24 protein-coding genes are annotated in these 24,270 nt (G+C 48.5%); 11 read left to right on the top strand and 13 right to left on the bottom strand.

Annotated features, from left to right (window positions below):
* Positions 1-6 precede the first annotated feature (6 nt).
* The 5 genes from AB8599_RS14945 to rfaD all read right to left on the bottom strand — a co-directional run bounded on the left by AB8599_RS14945 (position 7) and on the right by rfaD (position 4,646).
* On the bottom strand, positions 7-1,050 hold the full coding sequence (locus AB8599_RS14945) for a glycosyltransferase family 9 protein (RefSeq protein WP_407331654.1): 1,044 nt from the start codon (positions 1,048-1,050) through the stop codon (positions 7-9).
* Positions 1,040-2,095, bottom strand: a complete 1,056-nt coding sequence (gene waaF, locus AB8599_RS14940) for a lipopolysaccharide heptosyltransferase II (RefSeq protein WP_407331653.1) — start codon at positions 2,093-2,095, stop codon at positions 1,040-1,042. Before waaF ends, AB8599_RS14945 begins: the two co-directional genes overlap by 11 nt.
* Positions 2,092-2,682: an acyltransferase gene (locus AB8599_RS14935; protein ID WP_407331652.1), complete on the bottom strand. Its 591-nt coding sequence runs from the start codon at positions 2,680-2,682 to the stop codon at positions 2,092-2,094. Before AB8599_RS14935 ends, waaF begins: the two co-directional genes overlap by 4 nt.
* Positions 2,683-2,693: 11 nt before the next feature.
* Complete coding sequence (gene lpxM, locus AB8599_RS14930) at positions 2,694-3,635, bottom strand: lauroyl-Kdo(2)-lipid IV(A) myristoyltransferase (protein WP_407331651.1); 942 nt, start codon at positions 3,633-3,635, stop codon at positions 2,694-2,696.
* 66 nt (positions 3,636-3,701) lie between these two features.
* On the bottom strand, positions 3,702-4,646 hold the full coding sequence (rfaD, locus tag AB8599_RS14925; protein WP_407331650.1) for an ADP-glyceromanno-heptose 6-epimerase: 945 nt from the start codon (positions 4,644-4,646) through the stop codon (positions 3,702-3,704).
* A 104-nt stretch (positions 4,647-4,750) separates the two neighbouring features.
* Between rfaD and AB8599_RS14920 the strand changes: the two genes are divergently transcribed.
* The 3 genes from AB8599_RS14920 to tdh all read left to right on the top strand — a co-directional run bounded on the left by AB8599_RS14920 (position 4,751) and on the right by tdh (position 7,881).
* Complete coding sequence (locus AB8599_RS14920) at positions 4,751-5,398, top strand: TetR/AcrR family transcriptional regulator (RefSeq protein WP_407331649.1); 648 nt, start codon at positions 4,751-4,753, stop codon at positions 5,396-5,398.
* Positions 5,399-5,613: 215 nt separating this feature from the next.
* The gene (locus AB8599_RS14915) at positions 5,614-6,810 is read left to right on the top strand and encodes a glycine C-acetyltransferase (RefSeq protein ID WP_407331648.1); all 1,197 of its coding nucleotides are present in this window, start codon (positions 5,614-5,616) and stop codon (positions 6,808-6,810) included.
* A 6-nt stretch (positions 6,811-6,816) separates the two neighbouring features.
* Positions 6,817-7,881 carry an L-threonine 3-dehydrogenase gene (gene tdh, locus AB8599_RS14910; RefSeq protein WP_407331647.1) on the top strand — a complete coding sequence of 355 codons (1,065 nt, stop codon included), beginning with the start codon at positions 6,817-6,819 and terminating at the stop codon, positions 7,879-7,881.
* A 64-nt stretch (positions 7,882-7,945) separates the two neighbouring features.
* Here tdh and AB8599_RS14905 read toward each other — a convergent pair whose 3' ends face one another.
* The 3 genes from AB8599_RS14905 to gpmM form a co-directional block, all read right to left on the bottom strand.
* Positions 7,946-8,686 carry a divergent polysaccharide deacetylase family protein gene (locus AB8599_RS14905; protein WP_407331646.1) on the bottom strand — a complete coding sequence of 247 codons (741 nt, stop codon included), beginning with the start codon at positions 8,684-8,686 and terminating at the stop codon, positions 7,946-7,948.
* Between the two features lie 16 nt (positions 8,687-8,702).
* Complete coding sequence (locus AB8599_RS14900; RefSeq protein WP_407331645.1) at positions 8,703-9,866, bottom strand: peptidoglycan DD-metalloendopeptidase family protein; 1,164 nt, start codon at positions 9,864-9,866, stop codon at positions 8,703-8,705.
* A 229-nt stretch (positions 9,867-10,095) separates the two neighbouring features.
* Positions 10,096-11,634: a 2,3-bisphosphoglycerate-independent phosphoglycerate mutase gene (gene gpmM / locus AB8599_RS14895; RefSeq protein WP_407331644.1), complete on the bottom strand. Its 1,539-nt coding sequence runs from the start codon at positions 11,632-11,634 to the stop codon at positions 10,096-10,098.
* A 432-nt stretch (positions 11,635-12,066) separates the two neighbouring features.
* Here gpmM and AB8599_RS14890 point away from each other — a divergent pair, with 432 nt between their 5' ends.
* From AB8599_RS14890 to cysE, 4 genes are all read left to right on the top strand, one after another.
* Positions 12,067-12,507, top strand: coding sequence for a rhodanese-like domain-containing protein (locus AB8599_RS14890; RefSeq protein ID WP_407331643.1), 441 nt, complete (start codon positions 12,067-12,069; stop codon positions 12,505-12,507).
* A gap of 99 nt (positions 12,508-12,606) precedes the next feature.
* Positions 12,607-13,077 carry a protein-export chaperone SecB gene (gene secB, locus AB8599_RS14885; RefSeq protein ID WP_407331642.1) on the top strand — a complete coding sequence of 157 codons (471 nt, stop codon included), beginning with the start codon at positions 12,607-12,609 and terminating at the stop codon, positions 13,075-13,077.
* 24 nt (positions 13,078-13,101) lie between these two features.
* Positions 13,102-14,133, top strand: a complete 1,032-nt coding sequence (gene gpsA, locus AB8599_RS14880) for an NAD(P)H-dependent glycerol-3-phosphate dehydrogenase (protein ID WP_407331641.1) — start codon at positions 13,102-13,104, stop codon at positions 14,131-14,133.
* Between the two features lie 224 nt (positions 14,134-14,357).
* Positions 14,358-15,203, top strand: a complete 846-nt coding sequence (cysE, locus tag AB8599_RS14875; protein WP_407331640.1) for a serine O-acetyltransferase — start codon at positions 14,358-14,360, stop codon at positions 15,201-15,203.
* Between the two features lie 85 nt (positions 15,204-15,288).
* On the opposite strand, the gene pfkA is transcribed toward cysE, so the two are convergent.
* The 3 genes from pfkA to AB8599_RS14860 all read right to left on the bottom strand — a co-directional run bounded on the left by pfkA (position 15,289) and on the right by AB8599_RS14860 (position 18,037).
* Positions 15,289-16,251 carry a 6-phosphofructokinase gene (gene pfkA, locus AB8599_RS14870; protein WP_407331639.1) on the bottom strand — a complete coding sequence of 321 codons (963 nt, stop codon included), beginning with the start codon at positions 16,249-16,251 and terminating at the stop codon, positions 15,289-15,291.
* Positions 16,252-16,512: 261 nt separating this feature from the next.
* Positions 16,513-17,409: a CDF family cation-efflux transporter FieF gene (gene fieF / locus AB8599_RS14865; RefSeq protein ID WP_407331638.1), complete on the bottom strand. Its 897-nt coding sequence runs from the start codon at positions 17,407-17,409 to the stop codon at positions 16,513-16,515.
* A gap of 145 nt (positions 17,410-17,554) precedes the next feature.
* Complete coding sequence (locus AB8599_RS14860; RefSeq protein WP_407331637.1) at positions 17,555-18,037, bottom strand: CpxP family protein; 483 nt, start codon at positions 18,035-18,037, stop codon at positions 17,555-17,557.
* A 241-nt stretch (positions 18,038-18,278) separates the two neighbouring features.
* Between AB8599_RS14860 and AB8599_RS14855 the strand changes: the two genes are divergently transcribed.
* The 3 genes from AB8599_RS14855 (at position 18,279) to AB8599_RS14845 (ending at position 22,176) form a co-directional block, all read left to right on the top strand.
* A complete protein-coding gene (locus AB8599_RS14855) occupies positions 18,279-18,974 on the top strand; it encodes a response regulator (protein ID WP_407331636.1) in 696 nt (231 codons plus the stop codon).
* Positions 18,974-20,350 carry an envelope stress sensor histidine kinase CpxA gene (cpxA, locus tag AB8599_RS14850; RefSeq protein WP_407331635.1) on the top strand — a complete coding sequence of 459 codons (1,377 nt, stop codon included), beginning with the start codon at positions 18,974-18,976 and terminating at the stop codon, positions 20,348-20,350. The genes AB8599_RS14855 and cpxA overlap by 1 nt, the downstream gene beginning before the upstream one ends.
* Before the next feature lie 149 nt (positions 20,351-20,499).
* Positions 20,500-22,176, top strand: a complete 1,677-nt coding sequence (locus tag AB8599_RS14845) for a methyl-accepting chemotaxis protein (RefSeq protein WP_407331634.1) — start codon at positions 20,500-20,502, stop codon at positions 22,174-22,176.
* A 61-nt stretch (positions 22,177-22,237) separates the two neighbouring features.
* Here AB8599_RS14845 and AB8599_RS14840 read toward each other — a convergent pair whose 3' ends face one another.
* Together AB8599_RS14840 and tpiA are read right to left on the bottom strand one after the other, a co-directional pair.
* Positions 22,238-22,717 carry a tRNA (cytidine(34)-2'-O)-methyltransferase gene (locus tag AB8599_RS14840; protein WP_407331633.1) on the bottom strand — a complete coding sequence of 160 codons (480 nt, stop codon included), beginning with the start codon at positions 22,715-22,717 and terminating at the stop codon, positions 22,238-22,240.
* Positions 22,718-22,858: 141 nt separating this feature from the next.
* Complete coding sequence (gene tpiA, locus AB8599_RS14835; protein ID WP_407331632.1) at positions 22,859-23,629, bottom strand: triose-phosphate isomerase; 771 nt, start codon at positions 23,627-23,629, stop codon at positions 22,859-22,861.
* Between the two features lie 278 nt (positions 23,630-23,907).
* Here tpiA and AB8599_RS14830 point away from each other — a divergent pair, with 278 nt between their 5' ends.
* A complete protein-coding gene (locus AB8599_RS14830) occupies positions 23,908-24,258 on the top strand; it encodes a 5-carboxymethyl-2-hydroxymuconate Delta-isomerase (RefSeq protein ID WP_407331631.1) in 351 nt (116 codons plus the stop codon).
* The last annotated feature ends 12 nt before the right edge of the window (positions 24,259-24,270 follow it).

Raw genomic sequence — 24,270 nt, 5'->3', positions numbered from 1 at the left:
GTAATACTACTTACATGCGTTAAGCATCTTACCAATGATCTGCTCATTGGTAGGAACGGCACAGGACGCATTCATGACGATATGGTGAATGGGCTCATATCTTGGTGTATATCGGAATGGAACCGTGGCATAGAAAATACCGACAGTGGGTGTGTGCGTTGATATGGCCACGTTTCTTACACCTGTATCCGGCGCTACAACCAGCTGGGCTTTTGCGCAGAATGTGAGTAATTCATCTAGAGGGATGCATGGCTGGATTGCAAAGTTATCGTAGGTCGTTAGGTGTGAAAGAAAGTCACCTTTTTCTGACTCATTGACGCCCTCAAGAAAAACATGCTTAACCTCAGGAAATGTCTTCACGGCCATTTCCATTAGCGCGATAACTTGATCGTTTTTTAGGACCTTTCTTGGTTGGGATGCGCCATTAAAGTAAACGAAGTAAGGTTGCTCTGAACTGACGAGCTCCGCGTGATCGGGATAACCAAAGTCGAGGCGTTGTGCAGGAATGTGGCCCAGTAAACGCAGCATATCTAGCATCGTTTCGACTTCTGGCTGGAGATCAGAGCGAAATACCGCAGCATTGTATAGTGTGCCTTTGAGCCAAGACTTGTAAGGAAAACCAATCTTTAATTTGGCCTTGTTGAGAATGTTTACCCAGTAAGAGCGGTTAGTTCCCGCTAAATCAAAAATGACATCCTGATCGCCCACTTCGCGAAAGTTATTCATTTTATCGCCGAATGACACTTCCCCTTTACGATCTCTGCCGTGCAGCACGACGGTGCGATCTGCAAGATCGGAAGGCATTCCGTATTGATAGGTAGAAAGAGCGACTAACGTAATTTCCGCATTTGGGAAGAACTTGCGCGCTTCGATCAAGAACGGTCGAGTAATAACTTGATCACCTAAAGCCGCATGTCTAATGACCGCAATTTTTTTGACCTCATTTGGGTCAAATTCATTATTCAAGTAGTGCTTGGCTGCTTTGGATGCGTAAGCGCCTTTTTCAAAGCATGCGTATTTTGATGAAATCTTTGGTTGATTAAATTTCATTGTCTTTCCATTGCGGCGTCGAGATTAAGTCGTGGTATGCGCTGAGTACTTGCTGTGGCATTAGTTTATTGAGGCAATCTAAGTGGCCAAGTGGGCATTCCCGTTTGAAGCAAGGGCGGCATTTGATGTCGGTGTTAACGATTCTCACTTTATTTGAAAGAGGCGGCGTGTACATAGGTGAGCTTGAGCCATAGATCGCCACAATATTGGCGTTGACGGCAGCTGCGACATGCATGAGTCCTGAATCGTTTGAAAATACGGTGTGGCATGCAGCGAGCAGATCCACCGCGTCGACTAAGGAAGTTTCACCAGCTAAATCAAAGCACATCGATTTTTGATGATCGGAAAGTGCGTTAACAATCCCTTCAGTGACTGACTTGTCTTTTGGACCACCAAACAGGCACACTTGGTTGCCTTCGGTAATCAACTGCTTGGCGATGTAGGCATAGTGTTGTTCAGGCCAGCGCTTTGCTGGGCCAAACTCTGCCCCTGGACACAAACCAACAATGGGTAAATCCGGTGAGATACTGAATCGTTGTAAGCATGCTCGCTGGTTTTTATTGTCTACGTTGAGTGCGGGGTGAGGAACGTTGTCTATGGTGACTTCGGACAGCATGCTGCTTTTACTGTGTGCAAGAGCTGCATAGCGTTCAACCATAAATTGAAAGACTTTTCGATCTGGACGCAGGTCATTTAGCAAGCCATATCGCATCTCACCTTTCCAACCTGTTCGCTTAGGCACTTTGGCAAACAGAGGGATGAGTGCAGATTTTGCTGAATTGGGCAGAATGTAGGCATGGCTATAGCGATTGTCGCGTAGTGATTTACCTAACTTCCAGCGTTCAGAAAAGCTAAATTTCCCGTGACCGATAGGCATTTCAATAGCACGATTAACCTCAGGCATACGCTCAAGAATTGGCTTACACCAAGCGGGCGCGAGGACATCAATTTGAGCGTCAGGATTTTGCTCTTTGAGTCGTTTATAGAGGCTTTGGGACATGACCATGTCGCCAACCCAAGATGGGCCAATGATGAGTATATTCATGATGAGTAAGTGAGCTTTTCATCCCAGTGCACGTCAGATTTAATGGTTTTCGCCGGGTTGCCAGCCGCGATGCTGTGAGCGGGAACATCTCGGGTCACGACGGCATTAATGCCGATAATGGAGCCGTCACCAATATTGCTTCCTTTGAGAACAATGGCTCCGTCAGCTAGCCATACATGATTGCCGATGTTGATGTTCTTGGCAGGGTTGATTCGTACGCCTGATGAAAGAATGTCATGTCCATCACTTGTCATGACTTTAACGTTGCGCGAAAACATGCAGTCATTGCCGATCGTGAGTGACGTGTTGCTCTCGCGTGCGGATAGGTAGCAGCCTTCGCCAATGACACAGTTTTTCCCGATCGTAAGTGCGCAATTGATGCCGTCAATTTCTAGCTGTACACCTTTGAGGTTGGCACCGTTTTCAAACGTCAGCGTGTTTCCCGAACCCTTAATGGAAATATTGCATTTTCGGATCCGAACACCAGAGCCTAGGACAACGGTGTTGTTTTTTTTGATTTTGATTTTGTTGCGGATCTGAAAAAGTGCGTTATCAAAAAAGCCACTTTTACGGTTGCGACTCTCCATGCTCGCGCTCCTTAATATATCTGACTACCATCCGGCCTAGATCTCAGCAGATTCATAATCCACATATATTGCCCTGGATCGTCTTCCAAAAACTGCTCGATGCGCTCGTTCATCATGCGTGCGTCTGTTTCTTCGCTGCCTGATGGGAATGGGGCCAGCGGGGGCTGGATGATGACCTCAAAGTTGCCGGTTTCTCGATTGTAAACAGGCATAAGCGGCACAATTTTCGCGCGGCTAAGTTTTGCCAATTTACCTAGCCCTGAAAGCGTCGCTTTCTGGGTGGCGAAGAGAGGTACGAACACGCTGTGTTCCGGGCCATGATCTTCGTCAGGCAAGTAATATCCCAAATAGCCTTCACGCACGGACTTAATGAAGGGCTTCACACCGTCAGAACGTTCGTGGGTGCGGCCGCCGTACTTGAGACGTTGCACATTCATCAACCAATCCACGACGCGGTTCTTTTGCTTCTTCACCATGGCAGCAACAGGTAAGCCACGTGAGGCGAGTTGCACAGCGGGGTAGTCAATTGCCCAACTGTGTGGCACCAGCAAAATCACTTTCTCGCCGTTTTCAACTAAGTCAGTGAGGATTTCCTCGTTACGAAAAAGCGTACGTTTTTCCAAGTAGCGTTTGCTGCGCATCATGATGGTGGCAAAGCCAAGCATCACGCATCCTGCATTAATATAGCTTTGTTCAAGAATGGCGAAACGCTCTTCTTCTGTTTTCTCAGGAAAACATTCTTGAAGGTTGACGACGGCACGTTTTTTAGCGCGGTTGTTCATTTTCACCAGTTTTTTGGCGAGAAATGCTGCGAACTTGTCACGTAAACGAAAAGGCACAAACGCGAGGATCGCGACAAAGAACATGCCTAGCCATGTTCCCCAGTAGCGAGGATGCAGGAATGCCCATTCGAATTTGGGTAGATAAGAAGTGTTGCTTGATTCTTGGCTCATAGAGTCGAAACTACAGATAAATCAGAGGTAAGACGAAAAACGGGCCGAGGCCCGTTTTCCTGCCAATTACTTGTTCAGGATTGCCATGTACTCGGCAACGCCTTCAGCGACAGTTTTAAACTCTTCGCTGTAACCCGCCGCGCGAACCTTAGTGAGGTCGGCCTGGGTGAAGGCTTGGTAGCGGCCTTTTAAGTGGTCTGGGAACGGGATTTCTTCCACTTCGCCTTTGCCGTGATGAGCGATAACTGCGTCAGCCACTGCGCGGAACGGTTCAGCACGGCCAGTGCCACAGTTGAAGATGCCTGAAACACCGTTTTCCAAGAACCAAAGGTTCATTTTACAAACATCACCGACGTAAACGAAATCACGTTTGAAGGTATTGCTGCCTTCGAACAGTTTCGGGTTCTGACCGTCTTTGATTTGGTTGTTCAGGTGGAACGCCACTGACGCCATGCTGCCTTTGTGGTTTTCACGTGGGCCGTAAACGTTGAAGTAACGGAATCCTGTGATTTGCGACAGCGTTTCGCCATGCGCTTCTGCATCTGCCCAAATGCGACGAACATAGTTGTCGAATTGTTGCTTCGAGTAACCGTAAACGTTCAGTGCGCCTTCGTATGGCTTCTCTTCGATAAAGTCATGGTCACGGCCGCCATAGGTGGCAGCAGAAGAGGCGTATAGGAACGGAATTTCACGCTCAAGACAGAAGTGCAGCAACTCTTTTGAATACTCATAGTTGTTGAGCATCATGTATTTACCGTCCCACTCGGTGGTGGCAGAGCATGCACCTTCATGGAAGATGGCTTCAATCGGGCCGAAGTCATCGCCAGCCATGATTTGAGTGATGAAGTCTTCTTTGTCCATGTAGTCGGCGATGTCTAGATCGACCAGGTTCACGAACTTGGTACCGTCTTTCAGGTTATCAACCACCAGAATGTCGTTGATACCTTGTTCGTTCAGGGCTTTAACAATGTTGCTGCCAATCATGCCAGCGCCGCCAGTCACTATAATCATACTTTTACCTAATATCTGACAATGAGAAGACCCCGCCATCACTCTTGCGGAGGCTATGGTAATATTTACATTTCCCTATTGGGCATGAGGATAGCAGTTTAACCATGAAAACCCGTGATCGCATTATTCATTCTGCATTGGCGCTATTTAACGAGCAGGGTGAACCGAATGTCACTACCAATCACATTGCTGCTGATCTCGGGATTAGCCCAGGGAATTTGTATTATCACTTCCGTAATAAGGAAGAGATTATACACAGTATTTTCGATCAATACGCGCTCGATCTCACGGTAGGTTTTCAGCCAGAAGCCCCTGCTGAATCGGATCAACAGCGTCTGCTTGCTTATCTTGATGCGACGTTTCAGTTGATGTGGCGTTACCGCTTCTTCTACGCCAATTTGCCCGATATCTTGCGTCGCGATGCGGTGTTACAAAATAAGTATCTGGCGGCGCAACAAAGCCTTAAAACTAACTTGTTTGCGATGCTGGGGCAGTTTCGTGAAACGGGCTGGCTGGATATGGAAGATGAGGCGTTGGCGTCTTTGTGCAGCACGCTTAAATTGGTCGCATCGAGCTGGATTTTTTATCAAAGCGCGCAAGCACCCCAAGCTAAAATCACCCCTGCCGTTATCTATCAAGGCGTCCTTCAGATCCTCAATATGGTGTCGCCAATGACAACCGATAAAGGCCGTGCAGTCGTGGGTGAAATTATTGAGCATTATCGTCAGCAAATGGCGTCTGCGTCTGCGTGATTTATCTGCGTGATCTATGGCAATAAGATGTGCTAATCAGATAGACGCAGTCATCCTCATAATTCTATTATCGACCTCCATTCTGATATGTCATACTGCATTAAAAGCATCCCTTGGGCATATCAGCTACATATGGTGCAATAAACACTGTGTTATCAGTGATCTACTGGTCGCACGTCTTAAATCTGTTCCTGTTTTCCTTGATGGAGTGAGCGATGACTGCCGCTTTTTACCAGCAAATCCGCCAGCAGCTTGAAGAAACCAAAGCTGAAGGTCTGTACAAAGATGAACGCGTGATCACTTCTGCCCAACAGGCGAGTATCTCGGTGACGTCTGGCGCTGAAGTGTTGAATTTCTGTGCGAACAATTATCTGGGCTTGGCTAACCACCCAACGCTGATTGAAGCGGCGCAAAAGGGCATGGATCAGCATGGCTTTGGTATGGCATCAGTTCGTTTCATCTGCGGAACGCAAGACGCGCACAAAGAGCTTGAGGAAAAACTCTCTACCTTCTTAGGTATGGAAGACACGATTCTTTATACCTCTTGCTTTGATGCCAACACGGGTTTGTTTGAAACCATTTTGGGTGCGGAAGATGCCATCATTTCTGACGCACTCAACCATGCCTCAATCATTGATGGTGTGCGTCTTTGTAAAGCGATGCGTTTTCGTTATGCCAACAACAACATGGAAGAGCTTGAGCAGCAACTGATCGCTGCCAAAGAAGCGGGCGCTCGTAACACGCTTATCGTGACAGACGGTGTGTTCTCAATGGACGGCGTCGTGGCGAACCTGCCAGCGATTTGTGATTTGGCAGACAAATACGGCGCATTGGTGATGGTTGATGACTCTCACGCAGTGGGCTTTATGGGCGCGAACGGTCGTGGTACGCACGAGCACCACGACGTGATTGAACGCATCGACATCATTACCGGTACGCTTGGCAAAGCCATGGGGGGCGCATCAGGCGGTTACACGTCGGGTAAAAAAGAAGTGATTGATTGGCTGCGCCAGCGCTCACGTCCGTATTTGTTCTCTAACTCACTGGCGCCAGCAATCGTCTCTGCGTCTATCCGTGTGATCGACCTGTTGGAAGAAAGCGGCAATTTGCGCACCCAACTATGGGAGAACGCTAGCCACTTCCGCGCGCGCATGAGCGAAGCAGGCTTCACGCTCTCTGGTGCTGATCATGCGATCATCCCAGTGATGCTTGGCGACGCAAAAGTGGGTGCTGAGTTTGCACAGCGCATGATGGAAGAAGGTATCTACGTGGTAGGTTTCTCGTTCCCTGTGGTACCAAAAGGCCAAGCACGTATTCGTACACAAATGTCGGCTGCACATAGCCGCGAGCAATTAGACAAAGCTATCGATGCCTTTATCAAAGTGGGTAAAGACATGGGGCTGATTGAGTAAGTGACAATGACAAACAAAATGAAAGCACTGGCAAAACTGAAACCAGAGCCAGGTATTTGGATGACAGAAGTCGACCTACCAGAAGTGGGTCACAACGATCTTCTGATCAAAATCCGTAAAACCGCGATTTGTGGTACCGATGTACACATCTACAACTGGGACGAATGGTCACAAAAGACCATTCCTGTGCCTATGGTTGTCGGTCACGAATACGTGGGTGAAGTGGTTGCCATGGGTCAGGAAGTTCGCGGTTTCACTGTGGGCGATCGTGTTTCAGGTGAAGGTCATATCACCTGTGGTCACTGCCGTAACTGTCGTGCAGGCCGCACACATCTTTGCCGCAATACCACCGGTGTTGGTGTTAACCGTGAAGGGGCATTTGCCGAGTATTTGGTGATCCCTGCGTTCAATGCTTTCAAAATCCCTGCGGATATCTCTGATGATCTCGCATCAATCTTCGACCCATTTGGCAACGCAGTACACACGGCACTGTCGTTTGATTTGGTTGGCGAAGATGTGCTGATCACCGGTGCTGGCCCGATTGGCATTATGGCTGCGGCTGTGGCTAAGCATGTGGGTGCGCGTCATGTGGTGATCACGGATGTGAACGAATACCGTTTGGATTTGGCACGCAAAATGGGTGTAACCCGTGCAGTGAATGTTGCTGAAGAAAAGCTGGAAGACGTGATGGCCGAACTTGGCATGCGTGAAGGCTTCGATGTGGGCATGGAAATGTCAGGTAACCCGTCAGCGTTCAATGCCATGCTTAAAACTATGAACCATGGTGGTCGTATCGCCCTTCTGGGTATTCCGCCTTCAGACATGGGTATCGACTGGAACCAAGTGATCTTCAAAGGTTTGGTGATTAAAGGTATCTATGGTCGCGAGATGTTCGAAACCTGGTACAAGATGGCGAGTTTGATTCAATCAGGTTTAGATCTCAGCCCAATCATCACGCATCACTATAGTGTGGATGATTTCCAACAAGGCTTTGACATGATGCGTTCAGGCATGTCAGGCAAAGTGATTTTGGATTGGCAGAAGTCATCTTCACCAATCGTGGGTGACTAAAAAACAATAATCAAACCCGCTGCGGCGGGTTTTTTAATGCTAGAGCAAAGGTAAAAATCGCGGTTTAGGGTAAGAAGGCCTGAGAGATAGGCACTAAATCAACCCGTTGCTGAAGATAAGGAAGTGCTTTTTGCAGCGTATCGAGTGTGATTGGGAAAGGGTGGGCTATCACGACCGCGATACCTCGTTTTTCGGCCAGTGTGACGGCTAATTCGAGTTGATCAGAGATAAATGCTTCATTGAGATAATGGTCGAGAAAGACATGACGGCGATTGTTGGGGAGACCATGTTGCTTCGCGATTTTTTGTGCCACCGTATTGACGGTGGTACGGCTGTCGATAAACCCCAATTGTCTGTCGTGGAGCAACTCCATAATCCAGTGCATCGGCTCGCGGTGCTGAGTCAGTAAGCTGCCCATATGGTTGTTTACCGCAACTGCATGAGGAACGCGATACAGCGCCTCTTGCACGGCTTCTTGCATCTCTTGTTTGGACATATCGAGCGTTAGCACATATGACTCTTGTGGGGCGCCGGGTGGGCTTTGCATGGGCAAGTGAAGCAAAATTTCACGGTGTTGACTAAGCGCAGTCAGTGCGACCGCGGTATCAAACTCCGTAAATGGGATCACCGAGATGCTGATTTCGGGGGGGAGTTTTGCGATGTCCCTTGGCATCAGGTCATAGCCGAGGTCGTCAATGATCACAGCGAGTTTGGGTTTCGTTAAAGGGTTCGCCATGGCTGGCATGGCGAGCAGCAATGCTAATGAGAGTATGATGTAGGTGGTGACAGTGACAATCCTTTGCATCTGCTACCGACTCCGCTTACCGCCCGAGCCAAGGGCTAGGGTTAGTGGCATTGCCTTTACGCCGTATTTCGAAGTAAAGGCCGGAGGAGGCTTGCCCGCCGCTGTTACCAACAAGTGCCACGGGGTCTCCCGCTTTTACTGTGTCCCCCACATTGCGTAACAGTGCTTGGTTATAGCCATAAAAACTCATGTCGCCTTTACCGTGATCAACCACCACCATCAATCCGTATCCGCGTAGCCAGTTAGACAACACCACCGTGCCATCATGAGCCGCTTTGACTTCGGCTCCTTCTTTGGCGGAAATGACCATGCCGTTCCAGCGCAGTTGACCGCTTTGCGGACTGCCATAGCTATGCAGCACTTTGCCTCTTACTGGCCATTGCAGTTTGCCTTTGTACTTGCCGAGCCCATCCATTTTGACTTTGGCTTGTTCGGCGGCAATCCGCGCTAATTCTGCGGATTTTTCTAGTTCGACTTTGAGGCTTTTCTCGTTGTCACGCAGCTCAGAAAGATAAGACTTGTCGCTGCTGATTTGGCGTTGAATGGCGCTGGCGGTTTTTTTCTGCGCTTTTTGTTCTTTTTCCAGTTTGGCTTTATCCGCTTGTAGCGAAGCCAGCACCGCTTTTTGTTTGTCTGTTTGCTGATCTAACATGCGACGTTTGAGTTGCAACTCGGTATCAGTTGCTGACAATTCATTGATGGCGTCGGTACGTGCTTTTGACAGGCGTTCGGCGTACACCGTCATGCGATCCAGCTTGCTGGTGTCTTGCCCACTAAGCAGCGCATTTAATTGATTGTGTTCACCTTGGCGATACTGGCTGTTCAGTAACTCTTTCAACAATTCCATTTGCCCGAGCATGAGCTGCTCTAGGCGCTGGCTTTCACGGTTGAGCGCGGCAATGTCATCTTCAAGCGTCGATAACGTTGCATTGGAGGCACGGATCTGCTTTGCCAAGTTGCTGATGGATTGCTCTTGCTTTTTCAGCGCTGATTGCAAGGTGTTGAGCTTCTTACTGCTCGTATTGAGCTGCTGTTCTTGCCGGGATATTTCATTTTTGACCCCCGACAGTTGCTCATCGCTGGCGTTGGATGGTGAGCCAATCATCAGGCATAGCAAAACGCCAGTGCATAGAGCACTGGCGCGCAATTTTTTCAGCAGGCGCAAATTTATTCCCAACATGTTTGGCAGTATATCAATCTGATCAGGGGTCTGCACTATTGAGAGTGTCTCAGCGTCGCAAGAAAAGAAAGATATTAGTGCTTCTAATTAAACAAGATTTCTAAATGCGTAAAAGAGAAGCAAGGCGTACGGCAGGCAATAAAAAACGCGCCAACAAAAAGGGAGTTTTCCCTCACTATCGGCGCGTTTTAATCGCTAAATGACCGAACCGGTATTTAGCGTTGAAACCTTACTTTTGGACGTAAAGTGGCTTGCCAGTCATGTCTGATGGGATAGATACACCAGTCAATGAAAGCATGGTAGGTGCCAGATCTGACAGCTTACCGCCTTCAACAAGTTCGATGTTCTTGTTGCCCACATAAATCAACGGAACAGGCAAGTTGGTGTGCGCAGTGTGAATGCCACCCGTTTCAGGGTCGACCATCATCTCAGCATTACCATGGTCAGCGGTGATCAGCAGCTGGCCGTCAACTTCTTTGATGGCTTCAACCACACGGCCGATACAGCTATCTACCGCTTCACATGCTTTAACCGCTGCATCGTAAACACCTGTGTGGCCAACCATGTCGCCGTTCGGGTAGTTACAGATGATTTGATCAAACTTGCCGCTCTTAATCGCTGCGACCAGTTTGTCGGTCAATTCTTCTGAACTCATTTCAGGCTGCAGGTCATACGTGGCGACTTTCGGTGAAGCCACCAATGAACGCTCTTCGCCGTCGAATGCGTCTTCCGCACCGCCATTGAAGAAGAACGTCACGTGCGCGTACTTTTCAGTTTCAGAAATCCGCAGCTGAGTTTTGCCTTCTTTCGATAGCCACTCACCCAGCGTGTTAACCAAGTTGTCTGATGGGTACGCACAAGACGCGTCGATATCTGCTGCGTATTCAGTTAGCATCACGAAATCAGACAATGCAGCCACTTTTGAACGGGTGAAACCGTCAAACGATGGCAGGAAAGTGCGAGCGATTTGGCGCGCACGGTCAGCACGGAAGTTCATGAAAATCAGGCTGTCGCCGTCATTGATAGACGCAACAGGTTGGCCTTCAGCGCGGATTTCAGATGCTTTGACGAATTCATCGTTCTCATCTCGAGCATAAGCCGCTTCCAGTGCTTCAACAGCAGACGCGTAAGTGAAATCACCTTTTGCTTGAGTCAGCAGGTCATAAGCTTTTTCGACGCGATCCCAGTTGTTATCGCGGTCCATTGCGTAGTAACGACCAACGAGAGAAGCCGTGCGGCCTTTACCTAGCTTCGCGTACAACTCGTCGAAGCGCACCAGCGAGTTTTTCGCGCTGCGTGGCGGCGTATCACGACCATCAAGGAAGCAATGCAGGTAGACATTTTCAGCACCACGTTGAACGGCAAGTTCAATCGCTGCTGCAATGTGGTCTTCATGGCTGTGAACACCGCCTGGTGATAGCAGACCCATGATGTGAACGGCTTTGCCCGCTTTCACTGCTTTATCAACTGCGCCAGTTAGAACCGCGTTGTCGAAAAATTCCCCATCGGTAATCGCTTTGGTGATACGGGTCAGGTCTTGGTAAACGATACGGCCAGCGCCAATGTTGGTGTGACCAACTTCAGAGTTGCCCATTTGACCATCTGGCAGACCAACGTCCATGCCTGACGCAGAGATCAGGGTGCTGGTGCCCGCCATTAAGCCGTCAAGAACCGGTGTTTTAGCATTAGCAATGGCGTTATCGCTGTTATCTTCGCGATAACCCCATCCATCCAGAATAACGAGAGCCAAAGGCTTCTTAGCAGACATACAGTGTCCTCTTTAATGTCAATTTCGATAAAAACAATTAGCGTAACTTTACTACATTTTAGTGGTTAAGCAGTAGGCAAAATTTTTCGCTAATTATTCAACAAATATTGTAATGCCAAGTGCTTAGCTCAGCTGTCTCGGGGCTTGTACCGAGTCTTATTCACTTGATTCGCTCTCATGTATGAAGAGTGTGGAGAAAATAGCTGTAGTAATTCAACAGCTTTTACATGGGACCTTGTCTGCTAAGCGGTTTGAAAAAATAAAATGGCATATCGTCTTTATTAAGTGGGGATGAGTGTGACCTGTTTCAAGCTTTTGCTGTTTAGTGGCAGTGAGCGAGAGCATGGAAATCCAAGCCCATGCTGTACTTGCCAGCGCGGGAGGTTATACTCGGGGTCGATTTTTTTGCCGACATGAATGTAGAAGCGAGCTATGCAGCAGTTAATTGAATTTGTCCAAAGTAACTTGATTTTGTCACTGGTGTGGGTAGGTCTGGTTGTTGCGCTGATTTTGTCAGTCATCAAGCAGAAAACCGCTGCATACAAAATTGCCACGCCAAATGACGCTACCGTGATGGTGAACCGCGAAAATGGTGTGTTTGTCGATATCCGTAGCCGCGACGAATACCGCGCAGGTCATATTGCAGGCGCACTTCACGTTTTGGCGAAAGACATTAAAGCCAATTCCTTTGGTGAGATTGAAAAACATAAATCAGACCCAATCATTCTGGTGTGTAAGACCGGACAGACCGCCATTGAAAGCGCAAACGTGCTGACAAAGGCAGGGTTTGAGAATGTTAGCGTGCTGAAAGATGGGCTGATTTCGTGGAAAGAAGCGAATCTTCCACTCGTCCGTCACAAAAAGAAAAAGTAACGCTGGCAGTGAGCTATTCGACAGGCAGCTCTATTAGGGCTGCCTGACTCATTTTAGAATGCGAGAAAGCATTTATTTAATTAACAAGGATTTATCATTATGGCTGAAGCAGCGAACAACCAACAAGAGCAACAAAACTTTGCTATCCAACGTATCTTCCTGAAAGACGTGTCTTTTGAAGCGCCAAACTCTCCAGACGTTTTTCAACAAGAGTGGAACCCAGATGTAAACCTGGATCTAGACACCCAAAGCCGTGAGCTAGGTGAAGGTGTTTACGAAGTGGTTTTACGCCTGACTGTTACCGTGAAAAACGGCGAAGAGAATGGTTTCCTGTGTGAAGTTCAGCAAGGCGGTATCTTCAGCGTTGGCGGTATGGAAGCACCACAACTAGCACATTGCCTAGGCGCATTCTGCCCGAACATCCTGTTCCCATACGCACGTGAAACCATTTCAAGCTTGGTTGTGAAAGGTACGTTCCCACAATTGAACCTAGCGCCAGTTAACTTTGACGCATTGTTCATGAACTACCTGCAAAACCAAACGCAAAACACTGAAAACGCTGACGCGTAAGCGCAGCACAAAAGGTCGACACCCATGACAGAAAATACCCAAGCCACACGTGCTTTGGCTGATGTTGCTATGACCGTATTGGGCGCAGGCTCATACGGCACATCTCTCGCGATCTCTTTGGCTCGCAACGGCGCTAACGTGGTGTTGTGGGGACATGAAGCGGCACATATGGCACAGCTTGAAATTGATCGTTCAAATGAAGCGTTTCTGCCCGGTGTCGCCTTTCCAGAGTCTCTTATCCTTAGTGCCGATCTTAAAGAATCGGTACAGGTAAGCCGAGATATCTTGGTGGTCGTACCCAGCCATGTATTTGGTTTGGTGTTGGCGCAAGTAAAACCTTTCCTCCGTGCTGATCAGCGTATTTGCTGGGCAACGAAAGGTCTGGAACCAGAAACTGGTCGTTTACTGCAAGATGTCGCCAGAGAACAGCTGGGTGATGAGGTATCACTAGCGGTATTGTCAGGCCCAACCTTTGCCAAAGAGCTGGCTGCGGGTTTGCCGACCGCTATTTCGGTTGCCTCACCGGATGGCGCTTTTCTCACTGACTTGCAAGAGAAGTTTCACTGCAGCCGTACGTTTCGTGTTTACGCCAACAGCGATTTTACCGGTATTCAACTCGGCGGTGCGGTGAAAAACGTGATTGCGATTGGTGCAGGGATGTCTGATGGCATCGGCTTTGGTGCCAATGCTCGTACTGCATTGATCACCCGTGGCCTTGCTGAACTCACCCGCTTGGGTGTGGCATTGGGTGCGGAACGCGAAACCTTTATGGGCATGGCGGGTTTGGGGGATTTGGTACTGACATGTACCGACAACCAATCGCGCAATCGCCGTTTTGGTTTGGCGCTAGGGCAAGGCAAAGGCGTGGAAGAAGCACAGGCAGAAATTGGTCAGGTGGTTGAAGGCTATCGCAATACCAAAGAAGTACGTGTACTTGCAAAGCGTATGAACGTTGAGATGCCTATCGTCGAGCAAATATATCAAGTGCTTTATGAAGGTAAAGATGCGCGCCTAGCAGCGCAAGATTTGCTGGCTCGTCAGCGAACATCAGAATAGTCTCGGCTGTCGAGGCTTGACGGTGAGTCTGATAAAACGCGAGCATTAACCTCGCGTTTTGTATTTTTGCGACGAATGACAAGCATCGTGAGAATTGCGGTGCCAAACTTATCTATCGTCAAAGGTTTCAATATTGGGTTGTTTAGTTATCTATGTCACACTGATAACCTGATTGAGTCAGCAAACATTGTTAGCACGAGCAGCAACGTAGGAAAGGTAGCAAGATGCAAAGGATGTGTGGTGAAGGCCGCGACAAAAAATGCCAGCAAGACAAAGTCTGGAAGGCCATTAAACGCGAAGCGAAAGAGCATACTGAGCGCGAACCTATGTTGGCGAGCTTTTTCCATGCCACCATTATTAAGCACGATACGTTAGCGGCCGCATTGAGCTATATTCTCGCCAATAAACTTGCTACACCAAGCATGCCAGCCATGGCGGTACGAGAAGTCGTGGAAGACGCTTATGCAGGCGACGAGAGCATTGTCTCCTCAGCAGCCTGTGATATTTGCGCGACAGTAGAGCGTGACCCCGCGATCGAATTGTATTCCACCCCGTTACTTTATCTTAAAGGCTTTCATGCGCTGCAAGGCTTTCGCGTGGCGAATTGGCTTTGGTCACAAGGCCGTCGAGAGCTGGCCGTGTATTTACAAAACCAAATCTCTGTTGCCTGTCAGGTGGATGTGCATCCTGCAGCAACCATTGGTCGCGGCATCATGTTTGACCATGCCACTGGTATCGTGATTGGTGAAACGGCCGTGGTAGAGGATGATGTTTCTATCCTGCAAGATGTTACCTTGGGCGGTACGGGCAAAGAGTGTGGTGATCGCCACCCGAAAATTCGTACAGGTGTGATGATTGGTGCGGGAGCCAAAATTCTTGGCAATATCGAAGTGGGTGAGGGGGCGAAAGTCGCGGCGTGTTCGGTCGTGTTGATTGATGTACCACCACACACAACCGCAGCAGGTGTTCCTGCCAAGATTGTCGGAACGCCCAGCAGTGAAAAACCGTCTTTTGACATGGACCAGAAGTTCAACGGTAACGCAGAATTTATCGAAGGTGACGGTATTTAGCCACTGACGCGCCTTGGTGATACGGATATGCGAGCGATAAAAAAACGGAGCCCTTGGGCTCCGTTCTTGTTGTACTGTCTGATGATTAGAACAATTTGTTTGCTACGTCATACAGATCTTGGCGGAATGGGCGGCGCATGTTTTCAATGGCATCAATGATGTCGTGGTGAACCAGTTTTTCACACTGAATACCCACACAACGACCACCTTCGCCATTGATCAGAAGCTCAACCGCAAATGCACCCATACGCGATGCAAGAATACGGTCAAATGCGCGAGGTTGTCCGCCACGCTGAATATGACCCAGAATCGTCGCGCGTGTTTCACGGCCAGTTTCTTTTTCGATGTACTTCGCCAATTCGTTAGCATCGGTCATCAGCTCAGTGATTGCGATGATTGCGTGCTTCTTGCCTTTGTAGATGCCTTCTTTGACTTTCGCCAGAAGCTGCTCTCTATCAAGACCAAGCTCAGGTGTTACAAAGTACTCACAGCCACCTGCAATCGATGCCATCAGCGTCAGATCGCCACAGTGACGCCCCATCACTTCAACGATAGAAATACGCTGGTGTGAAGAAGAGGTATCACGAAGACGGTCAATCGCTTCAACAACGGTGTTTAGCGCCGTCAGGTAACCGATGGTGTAATCAGTGCCTGGGATATCATTGTCAATGGTGCCTGGCAGACCGATACATGGGAAACCCATCTCAGTCAGCTTCTTTGCACCCATGTAAGAACCGTCACCACCAATCACCACCAGTGCTTCAATACCATGCATCTTCATGTTATTGATGGCCTGTTCGCGAACTTTCTCATCTTTAAATTCAGGGAAGCGTGCAGAGCCTAAGAAGGTGCCGCCTCTATTGATGATGTCTGATACGCTGGTACGATTCAGTTTTTCAATACGGTTCTGATGAAGGCCTTGGTAGCCGTCATAAATACCGTAGACTTCAATGCCTTCACTCAATGCTGCGCGTACAACGCCGCGGATGGCTGCATTCATACCCGGGGCGTCGCCGCCACTGGTCAAAACACCAATTTTACTAACCATGGTTACCCTCTGACTTTGGGAATTGAAATTTCAAATCCATTTTCGCATGTTAAGACCTCGAGTCTTACACCCAGCTTCCCTAAGAAAAGTCTTACAGGTAACGCGGGTATGACTCAGCATGCGTTGACGTGCCAGTTTAGCTCGCTGGCACCGTCTTTGAAACTGTAACTTTCCTACTTATGAAAGACTATTACAATTTCACTACGTTTTTTCGTTGATTAATATCAGTAAGCGTTGCAAATTTTCGGTGCACTTCGTGTATTAATTTTGCTCACGTGGTGTTTTTCCAACAACCGACACCGGATCTTGGTGGATAAGGATGTCTGCACCCGGAAAGGCGATTTCTAATCTGTCTTCCACTTCATCGGCAATCACATGGGCATCTACCAGCCTTAAGTCGTCATCTAATTCGAGGTGAAGCTGAATAAATCGCGTTGCGCCTGCCTGACGAGTGCGCAGGTCATGAACCCCTTCTACACCCGACACCGTTGATGCCAGCAACATGATTTTGTCTTGGTCTTCAACGGGGAGTTGGCGATCAAGCAGGGATTGCACCGCCTCACTGGCCATCCTAAATGCGCTGACAAGGATAAAGATACCGATACCAATGGCAAAAATGGCGTCTGCCATTGGGAAGCCATACCAGGCTAAGCCCAAGGCCACGATGATGGCAATGTTCATGTACAAATCAGACTGATAGTGCAAGGAGTCAGCTGCGATGGCTTGGCTGCCTGTTTGTCGTACCACCCATTTTTGAAATAGCACAAGGCCAGCGGTGATGACGGTCGCGATACCACTCATCACAACACCCGCTTCAGGGTGGAACAGTTCTGTGGGTTTAAACAGTCGTTCAATGCCACTAAGGACGAGGAAACACGCGGAGCCGACGATAAAGGCCGCCTGTGCTAATGCAGCAAGAGATTCCGCTTTGCCATGCCCGAATTTGTGCTCTTCATCGGCCGGTTGTAGCGCATAGCGTACTACCACCAGATTAGTGACTGATGCGAGCAAATCAATCAGAGAGTCGACCAAGGATGCCAAGAGGCTCACCGAGCCGGTATACCACCATGTGCCCAGCTTCATCAGCAATAGGAATGAAGCCGTAATGGTTGCTGCCCACGCGGCCATCTGAACTAATCGAGCGTATTTTTCTGTCATGTGCACATAAAGCTAGGAAGAAGTGAACAGAGTATAACGTTTTTTTACGTAGAATTAATGGCTTGGTTGAGCAGGAAAAACACACCATGCCGACAGGTGTCGGCATGGTGTGAGATAAACAAGGACAAGGGGACGAATTTTTCGATTAGCCTCTATTTTTCATTCGCTCTTGGTGACGCTCAGCCATTTTATCCATGTTGGCTTTCACTTCTGCTTTTTGCTCTGGCGTCAGGATGTTCAGCATTTCATGTTGGCGCTTCATCATGGAGATGCGACGCTCAACGTGTTGGTCTGCCATTTTTTGTGCCAGTGCGCGGATTTCGGCTTCATCAAAGTTGTCGGCCAGAAGCAGCGCTTGCATTTCTTGACGCTCAGCCATCATTGTCGCTTTGTTCGCGCCTTTGTTGGCGTTCATCGCATCACGGTTTTGTTCACGCAGTGTTTTCATCTCTTCTTTTTGTGCATCAGTGAGGTCGATGCCACGCAGAAGATGTTTGCCGATCATACCTTCACCGCCGCGTTTGCCTTCGCCATCGTGGTGACCACCACCGAATGCCATGGCTGACATAGAACCCATCATTAATGGAAGTGCGATAACAGTAGCGATAATGCCTTTTGATAATTTCATGATGTTCTCTCCGGTTTAAATGAGGTTGTGTTCTTGATCTTCGTTGTTTTGCTTTGTTATTCGAATGCGCTGTTTGTTCAGCGTGTTTCGTTTTGATGTAGTCACTTTACCCCTCTAGACGTAAACCGGTGTTCAGCCTAAGTAAAGCAATGTAAAGGCGCGTAAACCTGCTGTTTACGCATGGCGTCGCTGTGACGAATCGCAGATACTAGATTCATCAACATTTATACGGGTGCGTACCATGAGCAAAATCCTTCTGATTGACGATGACATCGAACTGACTGGCTTACTTCGAGATTTATTAGAGCTAGAAGGTTACGAGGTAGATATCGCCAATAATGGTCAGCAAGGGCTGGACCAAATCAATGACGAGATTGATTTGGTATTGCTGGACGTAATGATGCCTGTACTCAATGGCATGGAAACGCTGCGTCGCCTGCGCGACAGCTGGGATACGCCCGTGTTGATGCTCACAGCAAAAGGGGAAGAGATTGATCGCGTCATGGGGTTAGAGTTGGGTGCAGATGATTATCTGCCTAAGCCTTTTAGTGATCGCGAGTTATTGGCTCGAATGCGTGCGATTTTACGTCGAACCGCTAAAGCGGGTGATGATAAGCGAAGCGAAGAGGCGCAAGAATCAATTGAGTATCAAGACATCGTTATCTTCCCCGGCAAGATGGAAGTGTATTGTCAGCAGCAATTGATCGACCTGACAGGTACTGAAACTGCCTTGCTGACCTATTTAGTAAAGCAACCTGGAAGTATTGTGGCGAAAGCGGACATCAGTCTTAATGTATTGGGTAAACGATTGGCACCGTTTGACCGTGCTATTGATATGCATATTTCGAATATTCGTAAAAAATTGCCTGAACGCATAGATGGCAAGCCACGGATTAAAACCCTACGTGGGCGTGGTTATTTGCTGGTGGAGGCATAATGAAACTGCCAACCATAAGAAGTCTATATGGTCGAATATTTGCCATTTTCTGGCTGACGCTTTTGTTGGTGCTGATCGCTGTATTAATGGCGCAACACAGCGACCCAAGACAGCAGCATACCTTGCCGTCTGGCGCTAAGGCAGAATATGTGGAAATAGCAGAAACGGTGTCTACGCAGATAGCTAAGCGATCGGGTTCGTTTGAACAACGACTGATTCATTTCCAACGTCAGCAACCAGAAAGAGCACCGGTAAAGTTGTACTTTACGACCGTAGGCGGTGAACCCTTGGGAGATAGTGGCCATCATGGTAGCAGTCGAGCACTGAAAAATTTCATTACCTTAGCGGATGATCCGGAACAACCGATGCAACGCTTGTATGGTCGCTGGATGTTGGCGGGACCTTTCGAGGTTGAAGGCAACAACCAAAGCGCGCTGATGTATGTGGGGAAAATGTGGCGTCAAGCGCCACCGTTCTATATTCAGATCCTCGACAGACCATTCCAACTTCTGCTGGTGACCATGGTGGTCAGCACACCCTTGTTGCTATGGCTGGCTTGGGCAGTGACAAGACCTGCGCGTCGTCTGCAAGCGGCGGCAGAGCGGGTAGCGCAAGGTCGGTTCGAAATTGATCCAACGCTTGAGAAAGGCCCACGTGAGTTTCATCAAGCGGGCGCCAGCTTTAATCAAATGGTGACGGCGCTTAATCAAATGATCAGCGGACAACAACGTTTACTGTCTGATATTTCGCATGAATTGCGGTCACCGCTTACCCGCCTTCGCATGGCCAATGCCCTCGCGATGCGCAAGCAGGGCGAAAGTGCCAATCTCACCCGCATCGACACCGAAGCGGAGCGAATGGAAAAGATGATTGCCGACTTGCTTTCACTATCGCGCATGCAGCTTAATAGCCACGCTGAACGAGACACTTACTCGCTGGAAGATCTTTGGCAGACCCTGTTGGAAGATGCCGTGTTTGAAGCAGAGCAGTGTGGCAAGCAATTGACCTACAGCGACATGCCCGCAGTGAATATTGAAGGGAATGGGCCTTTGCTATGCAGTGCGTTAGAAAATGTGGTGCGTAATGCCATTAAATACGCGCGCCGCAAAATAGACGTGACGATGTCAGTCAAAGGACGAAATTTGGTGGTGACGGTGAGCGATGATGGCGAAGGTGTGCCCGAAGAAATGTTGGTTGATATCTTCCGACCGTTTTACCGCGTGTCGACGGCACGAGATCGCGAAAGTGGTGGTACAGGATTGGGTTTAGCGATTACAGACAGCGCGGTCAGGCAACACAATGGCAATGCTCAGGCCTCATTGAATCAGCAAGGCGGATTAACAATACAGTTAACCCTGGTTATCGCGTATCAATAAGCTTATCCAATGTGTTTTTTTTCACTTCTTGTGAACATGCGTCTCATTTTTAGAGCTTTGTACTAAACTTTTTTACAGGTGCGGGATGTTGGCACACCTTACTTGGTTGAATCGCATTGCGTTTTGCGATGTTGAAGGAGAGTTTAGTTATGACATCATCAATGACCATAAAGCAGCGTTTGACAATGTTTGTTGCGCTGATTTGTGGTATTCAACTCATTGTTGCAGCGTTTGTTTTTGTCAAGTTGGTGGCCACGGAAGAGCATGTCAATGAAGTCGCACATCGTGACATTCCGATGATGTCGGCGCTGAGCAGTATGATGGAGCATCAGCTCGAACAGCGTATCCTTTATAACCGAGCATACCGATTTGCTATAGAGGCCCGTACAGATGCCCAAGCATTAAAGGGCTACCAAGAAACGCGTTCATCCTTTGATGAAATGGCAAAGAAAGTGGTCGCTGATTTGCGGGGCTTTGAGCAGTTACTGGCTTCTGCAGAAAGTGAAGCGAGTGGCGAGCTTCAGGGGACGCTTGCCTCTGCTAAAGAAAAACATATTCAAATATCATCGCAATATTCTCTGTGGAGCAAGCATGCTAATGAGCTTTTTTCTGCGCTTGAAGCTGGGGATTTTCGACTTGCAGAAACGCTTGATATTAAGATTGGTTTAGAGGGAATAGAAACCAGTCAACAAGTCGACAGATTACTAAAAACGATAGAAAGTTTTACTGAAGAGGCTGTCGCGGGGATAGAAAAAGAAGCAAAGGTCCTTGAGGTGGTTGTGATTGGTGCGGCTGTGTTGGCGGCGGTTATCGCTGTTACCCTCTCGCGAATCATCCTGAACAGAATTTACCAAGGGCTCAATAAAGTGTCAGCATCTTTGGCGACACAAGCTGCGGGCGATTTCAGCCAAGTGGGGGTGATTGATGAGCCCGGTATTATTGGAGAGCTGCAGCGCAACATGGAAGGCACGCGAAAGAGCACCAATGCCATGTTAGCAAAAGTCGCATCAGAAGTTGGGGAAGCAGTACAAACTTTAAATTCGGCGGCTCAAGCTGTGAAAGGCAACTCTGATGCACAAAGCGGCGAGATCATGCAGGTGGCGACGGCAGTGAATGAGATGTCGGCGACTGCGCAAGAAATTGCCAACAACGCCTCTCAAACACAAGCCGCCACAGAAAGTGCATCTCAGCAATCTTCACAAAGCATGCGGATCAATGGCGAGTCAATGAGGCAGACCAATGCATTGATTGAGAGCCTAAATCAAAGTAGCGTCGCCTTGACCGAGCTTGAAAAAAACAGCGGAAACATTACATCGGTCCTGGATGTTATTAAAGGCATCGCAGAGCAAACCAATCTGTTGGCGCTCAATGCTGCGATTGAGGCAGCGCGCGCTGGTGAGCAAGGTCGCGGGTTTGCTGTGGTGGCAGATGAAGTGCGTAGCTTGGCACAACGCACCCATGACTCAACGTCAGAAATTGAAACCATGATTGCGCAACTGAGTAGTGTGACGAAAGAAGCCGTTGAAACCATGCAGAAAAGCTGTGAAATGGGCGATGAAACCTTGTCGCTGTCCAAGCAGTCTTCTGAGTTACTGTCGCATGCAAGTGAAGCGACCACACAAGTGACTGACATGAATTTACTGGTGGCGAGTGCGGCGGAAGAACAAAGCGGCGTGGTTGAGGAAATCAATAAAAACGTAAATAAAATTAGTGAAATGGCGGCACAAAGCGCATCGGAAGTTGAAGTGTTGCTTAGCGCGACAGACCGATTAAATCAGATAGCACGCGATTTGGCGAAATCGGTTGGTGCTGCATCTGCCGCGTAATCACGGACTATTAGATCTGAAGTGAAATAAAAAAGCAGGCTTGCCTGCTTTTTTTATGCTTTTAAATCCCGCCATGAAAGCCTAACTGACGCCATGCTTCGTAGCAGATGATAGAAACGGAGTTCGCTAAATTGAGGCTGCGGCAGTCGGGCATCATGGGTACACGAATGCGGTGTTCGGGTGAGAATGCATTGCGGATCTCATCAGGCAGACCACGAGTCTCAGATCCAAACAAGAATATATCACCAGCTTGATAGGTGGCGTCTGAATGTGGGCGACTGCCTTTGGTGGTACAGGCGAAAATACGAAGTTCGCCCGCATTGCTGGCCTGCATATTGTCGAGAAAGGCTTGATAGCTAGGATAGCGAGTGACATTTGTGAGGTCGTGGTAATCAAGCCCCGCGCGGCGCAGGTTTTTCTCTTCAAAATCAAACCCAAGTGGCTCAATCAAATGGAGTGTGCAGCCAGTGTTCGCCGCCAAACGGATAATGTTGCCGGTGTTAGGGGCGATTTGAGGTTCGTGAAGGACAATATGGAACATGATGTTCAGTGACCGCGCGTCGAAGAAAAAAGCAGTATAGCGGGCTGACTTGCGAGGATAAAGAAACAAAAAAAGGAGAAGCCGTGGCTTCTCCTTTTCTGCATCAGTGATTCACCATTTTGTGGCGATCATTGGAGCAAATTAGTTTTTTGCTTTTGCTGCTGCTTTTGCAATCGCTGCGAAGCTAACTGCGTCTAGTGCTGCACCGCCAACCAATGCACCGTCGATGTCTGGTTGTGCGAAGTAAGCTTCAGCGTTCTCAGGCTTAACAGAGCCGCCGTATTGAATCACAACGTTCTTCGCCACGTCTTCGCTTTTCGCTGCGATGTGAGCACGGATCTCTGCGTGAATGCGTTGTGCATCTTCTGCTGTTGCTGCTTTACCTGTGCCGATTGCCCAGATTGGTTCGTATGCGATAACGGCACCGTTAAGCGCTTCAACGCCTTGGGTGTTGATCACTGCGTCTAGTTGGCGTGCACATACTGCAACGGTTTCGCCTGCTTCGTTTTGTGCTTCTGACTCACCAATACAAAGAACAGGAACTAGGCCGTTTTCTTTTAGGAAAGCAAATTTCTTAGCAACGAACTCGTCAGATTCTTCGTGGTATTCACGACGCTCTGAGTGACCGATGATGATGTGAGTCGCACCGAAATCTTTCAGCATTGCTGGAGAGATATCACCCGTGAACGCGCCGCTTAGGTTAACGTCAACGTTCTGTGCACCCAGAATGATTTTGCTTTCTGCTTTGCCTAGCAGTTGCTCTGCCAGATCCAAGTACATAACAGGTGGCGCGATAGCGACATCAACGCCTTCTACACCGTTAAGTTCAGCGTCAAGGCCTTTGATCAGGTCAGCGACCATAGCTTTGTTACCGTTAAGTTTCCAGTTACCCATTACTAGTGGACGGCGCATAGGAATTTCTCCGTAATCCAATTATCAAAATCAATTGCTGGGAACGATAGCAGCAGAGCCGTCATCATTTCCTGCTCAAAATCATAAATGCCATCGTTTGTACTCGTTTTAAGCCAAAATGTGAACCTTTGAGTAACAAATTTTCGTTATAAATTTTCGGATTGGTGTGAAATGCGGTTGATGACAAGGTGTGATCTGAGGTCAGAATTCCTCATCTTAGTAACAATCGTCTGAAATGCTGCGGTAAAGTGGCTCAAAATCGTAACAAGGAGCAAGTTATGCCTCACATTGTCATGGAGTACAGCGATCCGGTTTCAGAGCGTGTGAATATCGGTCAGTTGTTGGAAGATCTGCATCAAACCGCCATTGGTAGTGGCGTGTTCAGCGCTATCGACGTGAAATCGCGGGCGTATGCCAGCCATGAATGGCTGATTGGCGAGTCAGACAATCAAGAAAACTTCATTCATGTGACGTTATGGCTGCTTGATGGACGCGATGAAAAACAAAAGCACAATTTGAGCCATGCATTTCTTGATGTGCTTAAGCAACACGGTGCGGATGTGGCGAGTTTAACCGTGGATGTGCGCGATATGGATAGACGTTGGTACGCAAAACAAGTACGCGAATGATCGCGTGGCATC

Origin of the sequence: Enterovibrio litoreus, from assembly GCF_045679545.1 — a bacterium.
Taxonomy (GTDB): Bacteria; Pseudomonadota; Gammaproteobacteria; order Enterobacterales; family Vibrionaceae; genus Enterovibrio.
Note: the sequence above shows the minus strand (reverse complement) of the source record. Positions and strands in the feature narration are given on the sequence as shown.

Bases quoted from the DNA above. Each gene is read 5' to 3' on its own strand.
- AB8599_RS14945 (WP_407331654.1), bottom strand. From the start codon at position 1,050: ATGAAATTTAATCAACCAAAGATTTCATCAAAATACGCATGCTTTGAA.
- waaF (WP_407331653.1), bottom strand. From the start codon at position 2,095: ATGAATATACTCATCATTGGCCCATCTTGGGTTGGCGACATGGTCATG.
- AB8599_RS14935 (WP_407331652.1), bottom strand. From the start codon at position 2,682: ATGGAGAGTCGCAACCGTAAAAGTGGCTTTTTTGATAACGCACTTTTT.
- lpxM (WP_407331651.1), bottom strand. From the start codon at position 3,635: ATGAGCCAAGAATCAAGCAACACTTCTTATCTACCCAAATTCGAATGG.
- rfaD (WP_407331650.1), bottom strand. From the start codon at position 4,646: ATGATTATAGTGACTGGCGGCGCTGGCATGATTGGCAGCAACATTGTT.
- AB8599_RS14920 (WP_407331649.1), top strand. From the start codon at position 4,751: ATGAAAACCCGTGATCGCATTATTCATTCTGCATTGGCGCTATTTAAC.
- AB8599_RS14915 (WP_407331648.1), top strand. From the start codon at position 5,614: ATGACTGCCGCTTTTTACCAGCAAATCCGCCAGCAGCTTGAAGAAACC.
- tdh (WP_407331647.1), top strand. From the start codon at position 6,817: ATGACAAACAAAATGAAAGCACTGGCAAAACTGAAACCAGAGCCAGGT.
- AB8599_RS14905 (WP_407331646.1), bottom strand. From the start codon at position 8,686: ATGCAAAGGATTGTCACTGTCACCACCTACATCATACTCTCATTAGCA.
- AB8599_RS14900 (WP_407331645.1), bottom strand. From the start codon at position 9,866: ATGTTGGGAATAAATTTGCGCCTGCTGAAAAAATTGCGCGCCAGTGCT.
- gpmM (WP_407331644.1), bottom strand. From the start codon at position 11,634: ATGTCTGCTAAGAAGCCTTTGGCTCTCGTTATTCTGGATGGATGGGGT.
- AB8599_RS14890 (WP_407331643.1), top strand. From the start codon at position 12,067: ATGCAGCAGTTAATTGAATTTGTCCAAAGTAACTTGATTTTGTCACTG.
- secB (WP_407331642.1), top strand. From the start codon at position 12,607: ATGGCTGAAGCAGCGAACAACCAACAAGAGCAACAAAACTTTGCTATC.
- gpsA (WP_407331641.1), top strand. From the start codon at position 13,102: ATGACAGAAAATACCCAAGCCACACGTGCTTTGGCTGATGTTGCTATG.
- cysE (WP_407331640.1), top strand. From the start codon at position 14,358: ATGCAAAGGATGTGTGGTGAAGGCCGCGACAAAAAATGCCAGCAAGAC.
- pfkA (WP_407331639.1), bottom strand. From the start codon at position 16,251: ATGGTTAGTAAAATTGGTGTTTTGACCAGTGGCGGCGACGCCCCGGGT.
- fieF (WP_407331638.1), bottom strand. From the start codon at position 17,409: ATGACAGAAAAATACGCTCGATTAGTTCAGATGGCCGCGTGGGCAGCA.
- AB8599_RS14860 (WP_407331637.1), bottom strand. From the start codon at position 18,037: ATGAAATTATCAAAAGGCATTATCGCTACTGTTATCGCACTTCCATTA.
- AB8599_RS14855 (WP_407331636.1), top strand. From the start codon at position 18,279: ATGAGCAAAATCCTTCTGATTGACGATGACATCGAACTGACTGGCTTA.
- cpxA (WP_407331635.1), top strand. From the start codon at position 18,974: ATGAAACTGCCAACCATAAGAAGTCTATATGGTCGAATATTTGCCATT.
- AB8599_RS14845 (WP_407331634.1), top strand. From the start codon at position 20,500: ATGACATCATCAATGACCATAAAGCAGCGTTTGACAATGTTTGTTGCG.
- AB8599_RS14840 (WP_407331633.1), bottom strand. From the start codon at position 22,717: ATGTTCCATATTGTCCTTCACGAACCTCAAATCGCCCCTAACACCGGC.
- tpiA (WP_407331632.1), bottom strand. From the start codon at position 23,629: ATGCGCCGTCCACTAGTAATGGGTAACTGGAAACTTAACGGTAACAAA.
- AB8599_RS14830 (WP_407331631.1), top strand. From the start codon at position 23,908: ATGCCTCACATTGTCATGGAGTACAGCGATCCGGTTTCAGAGCGTGTG.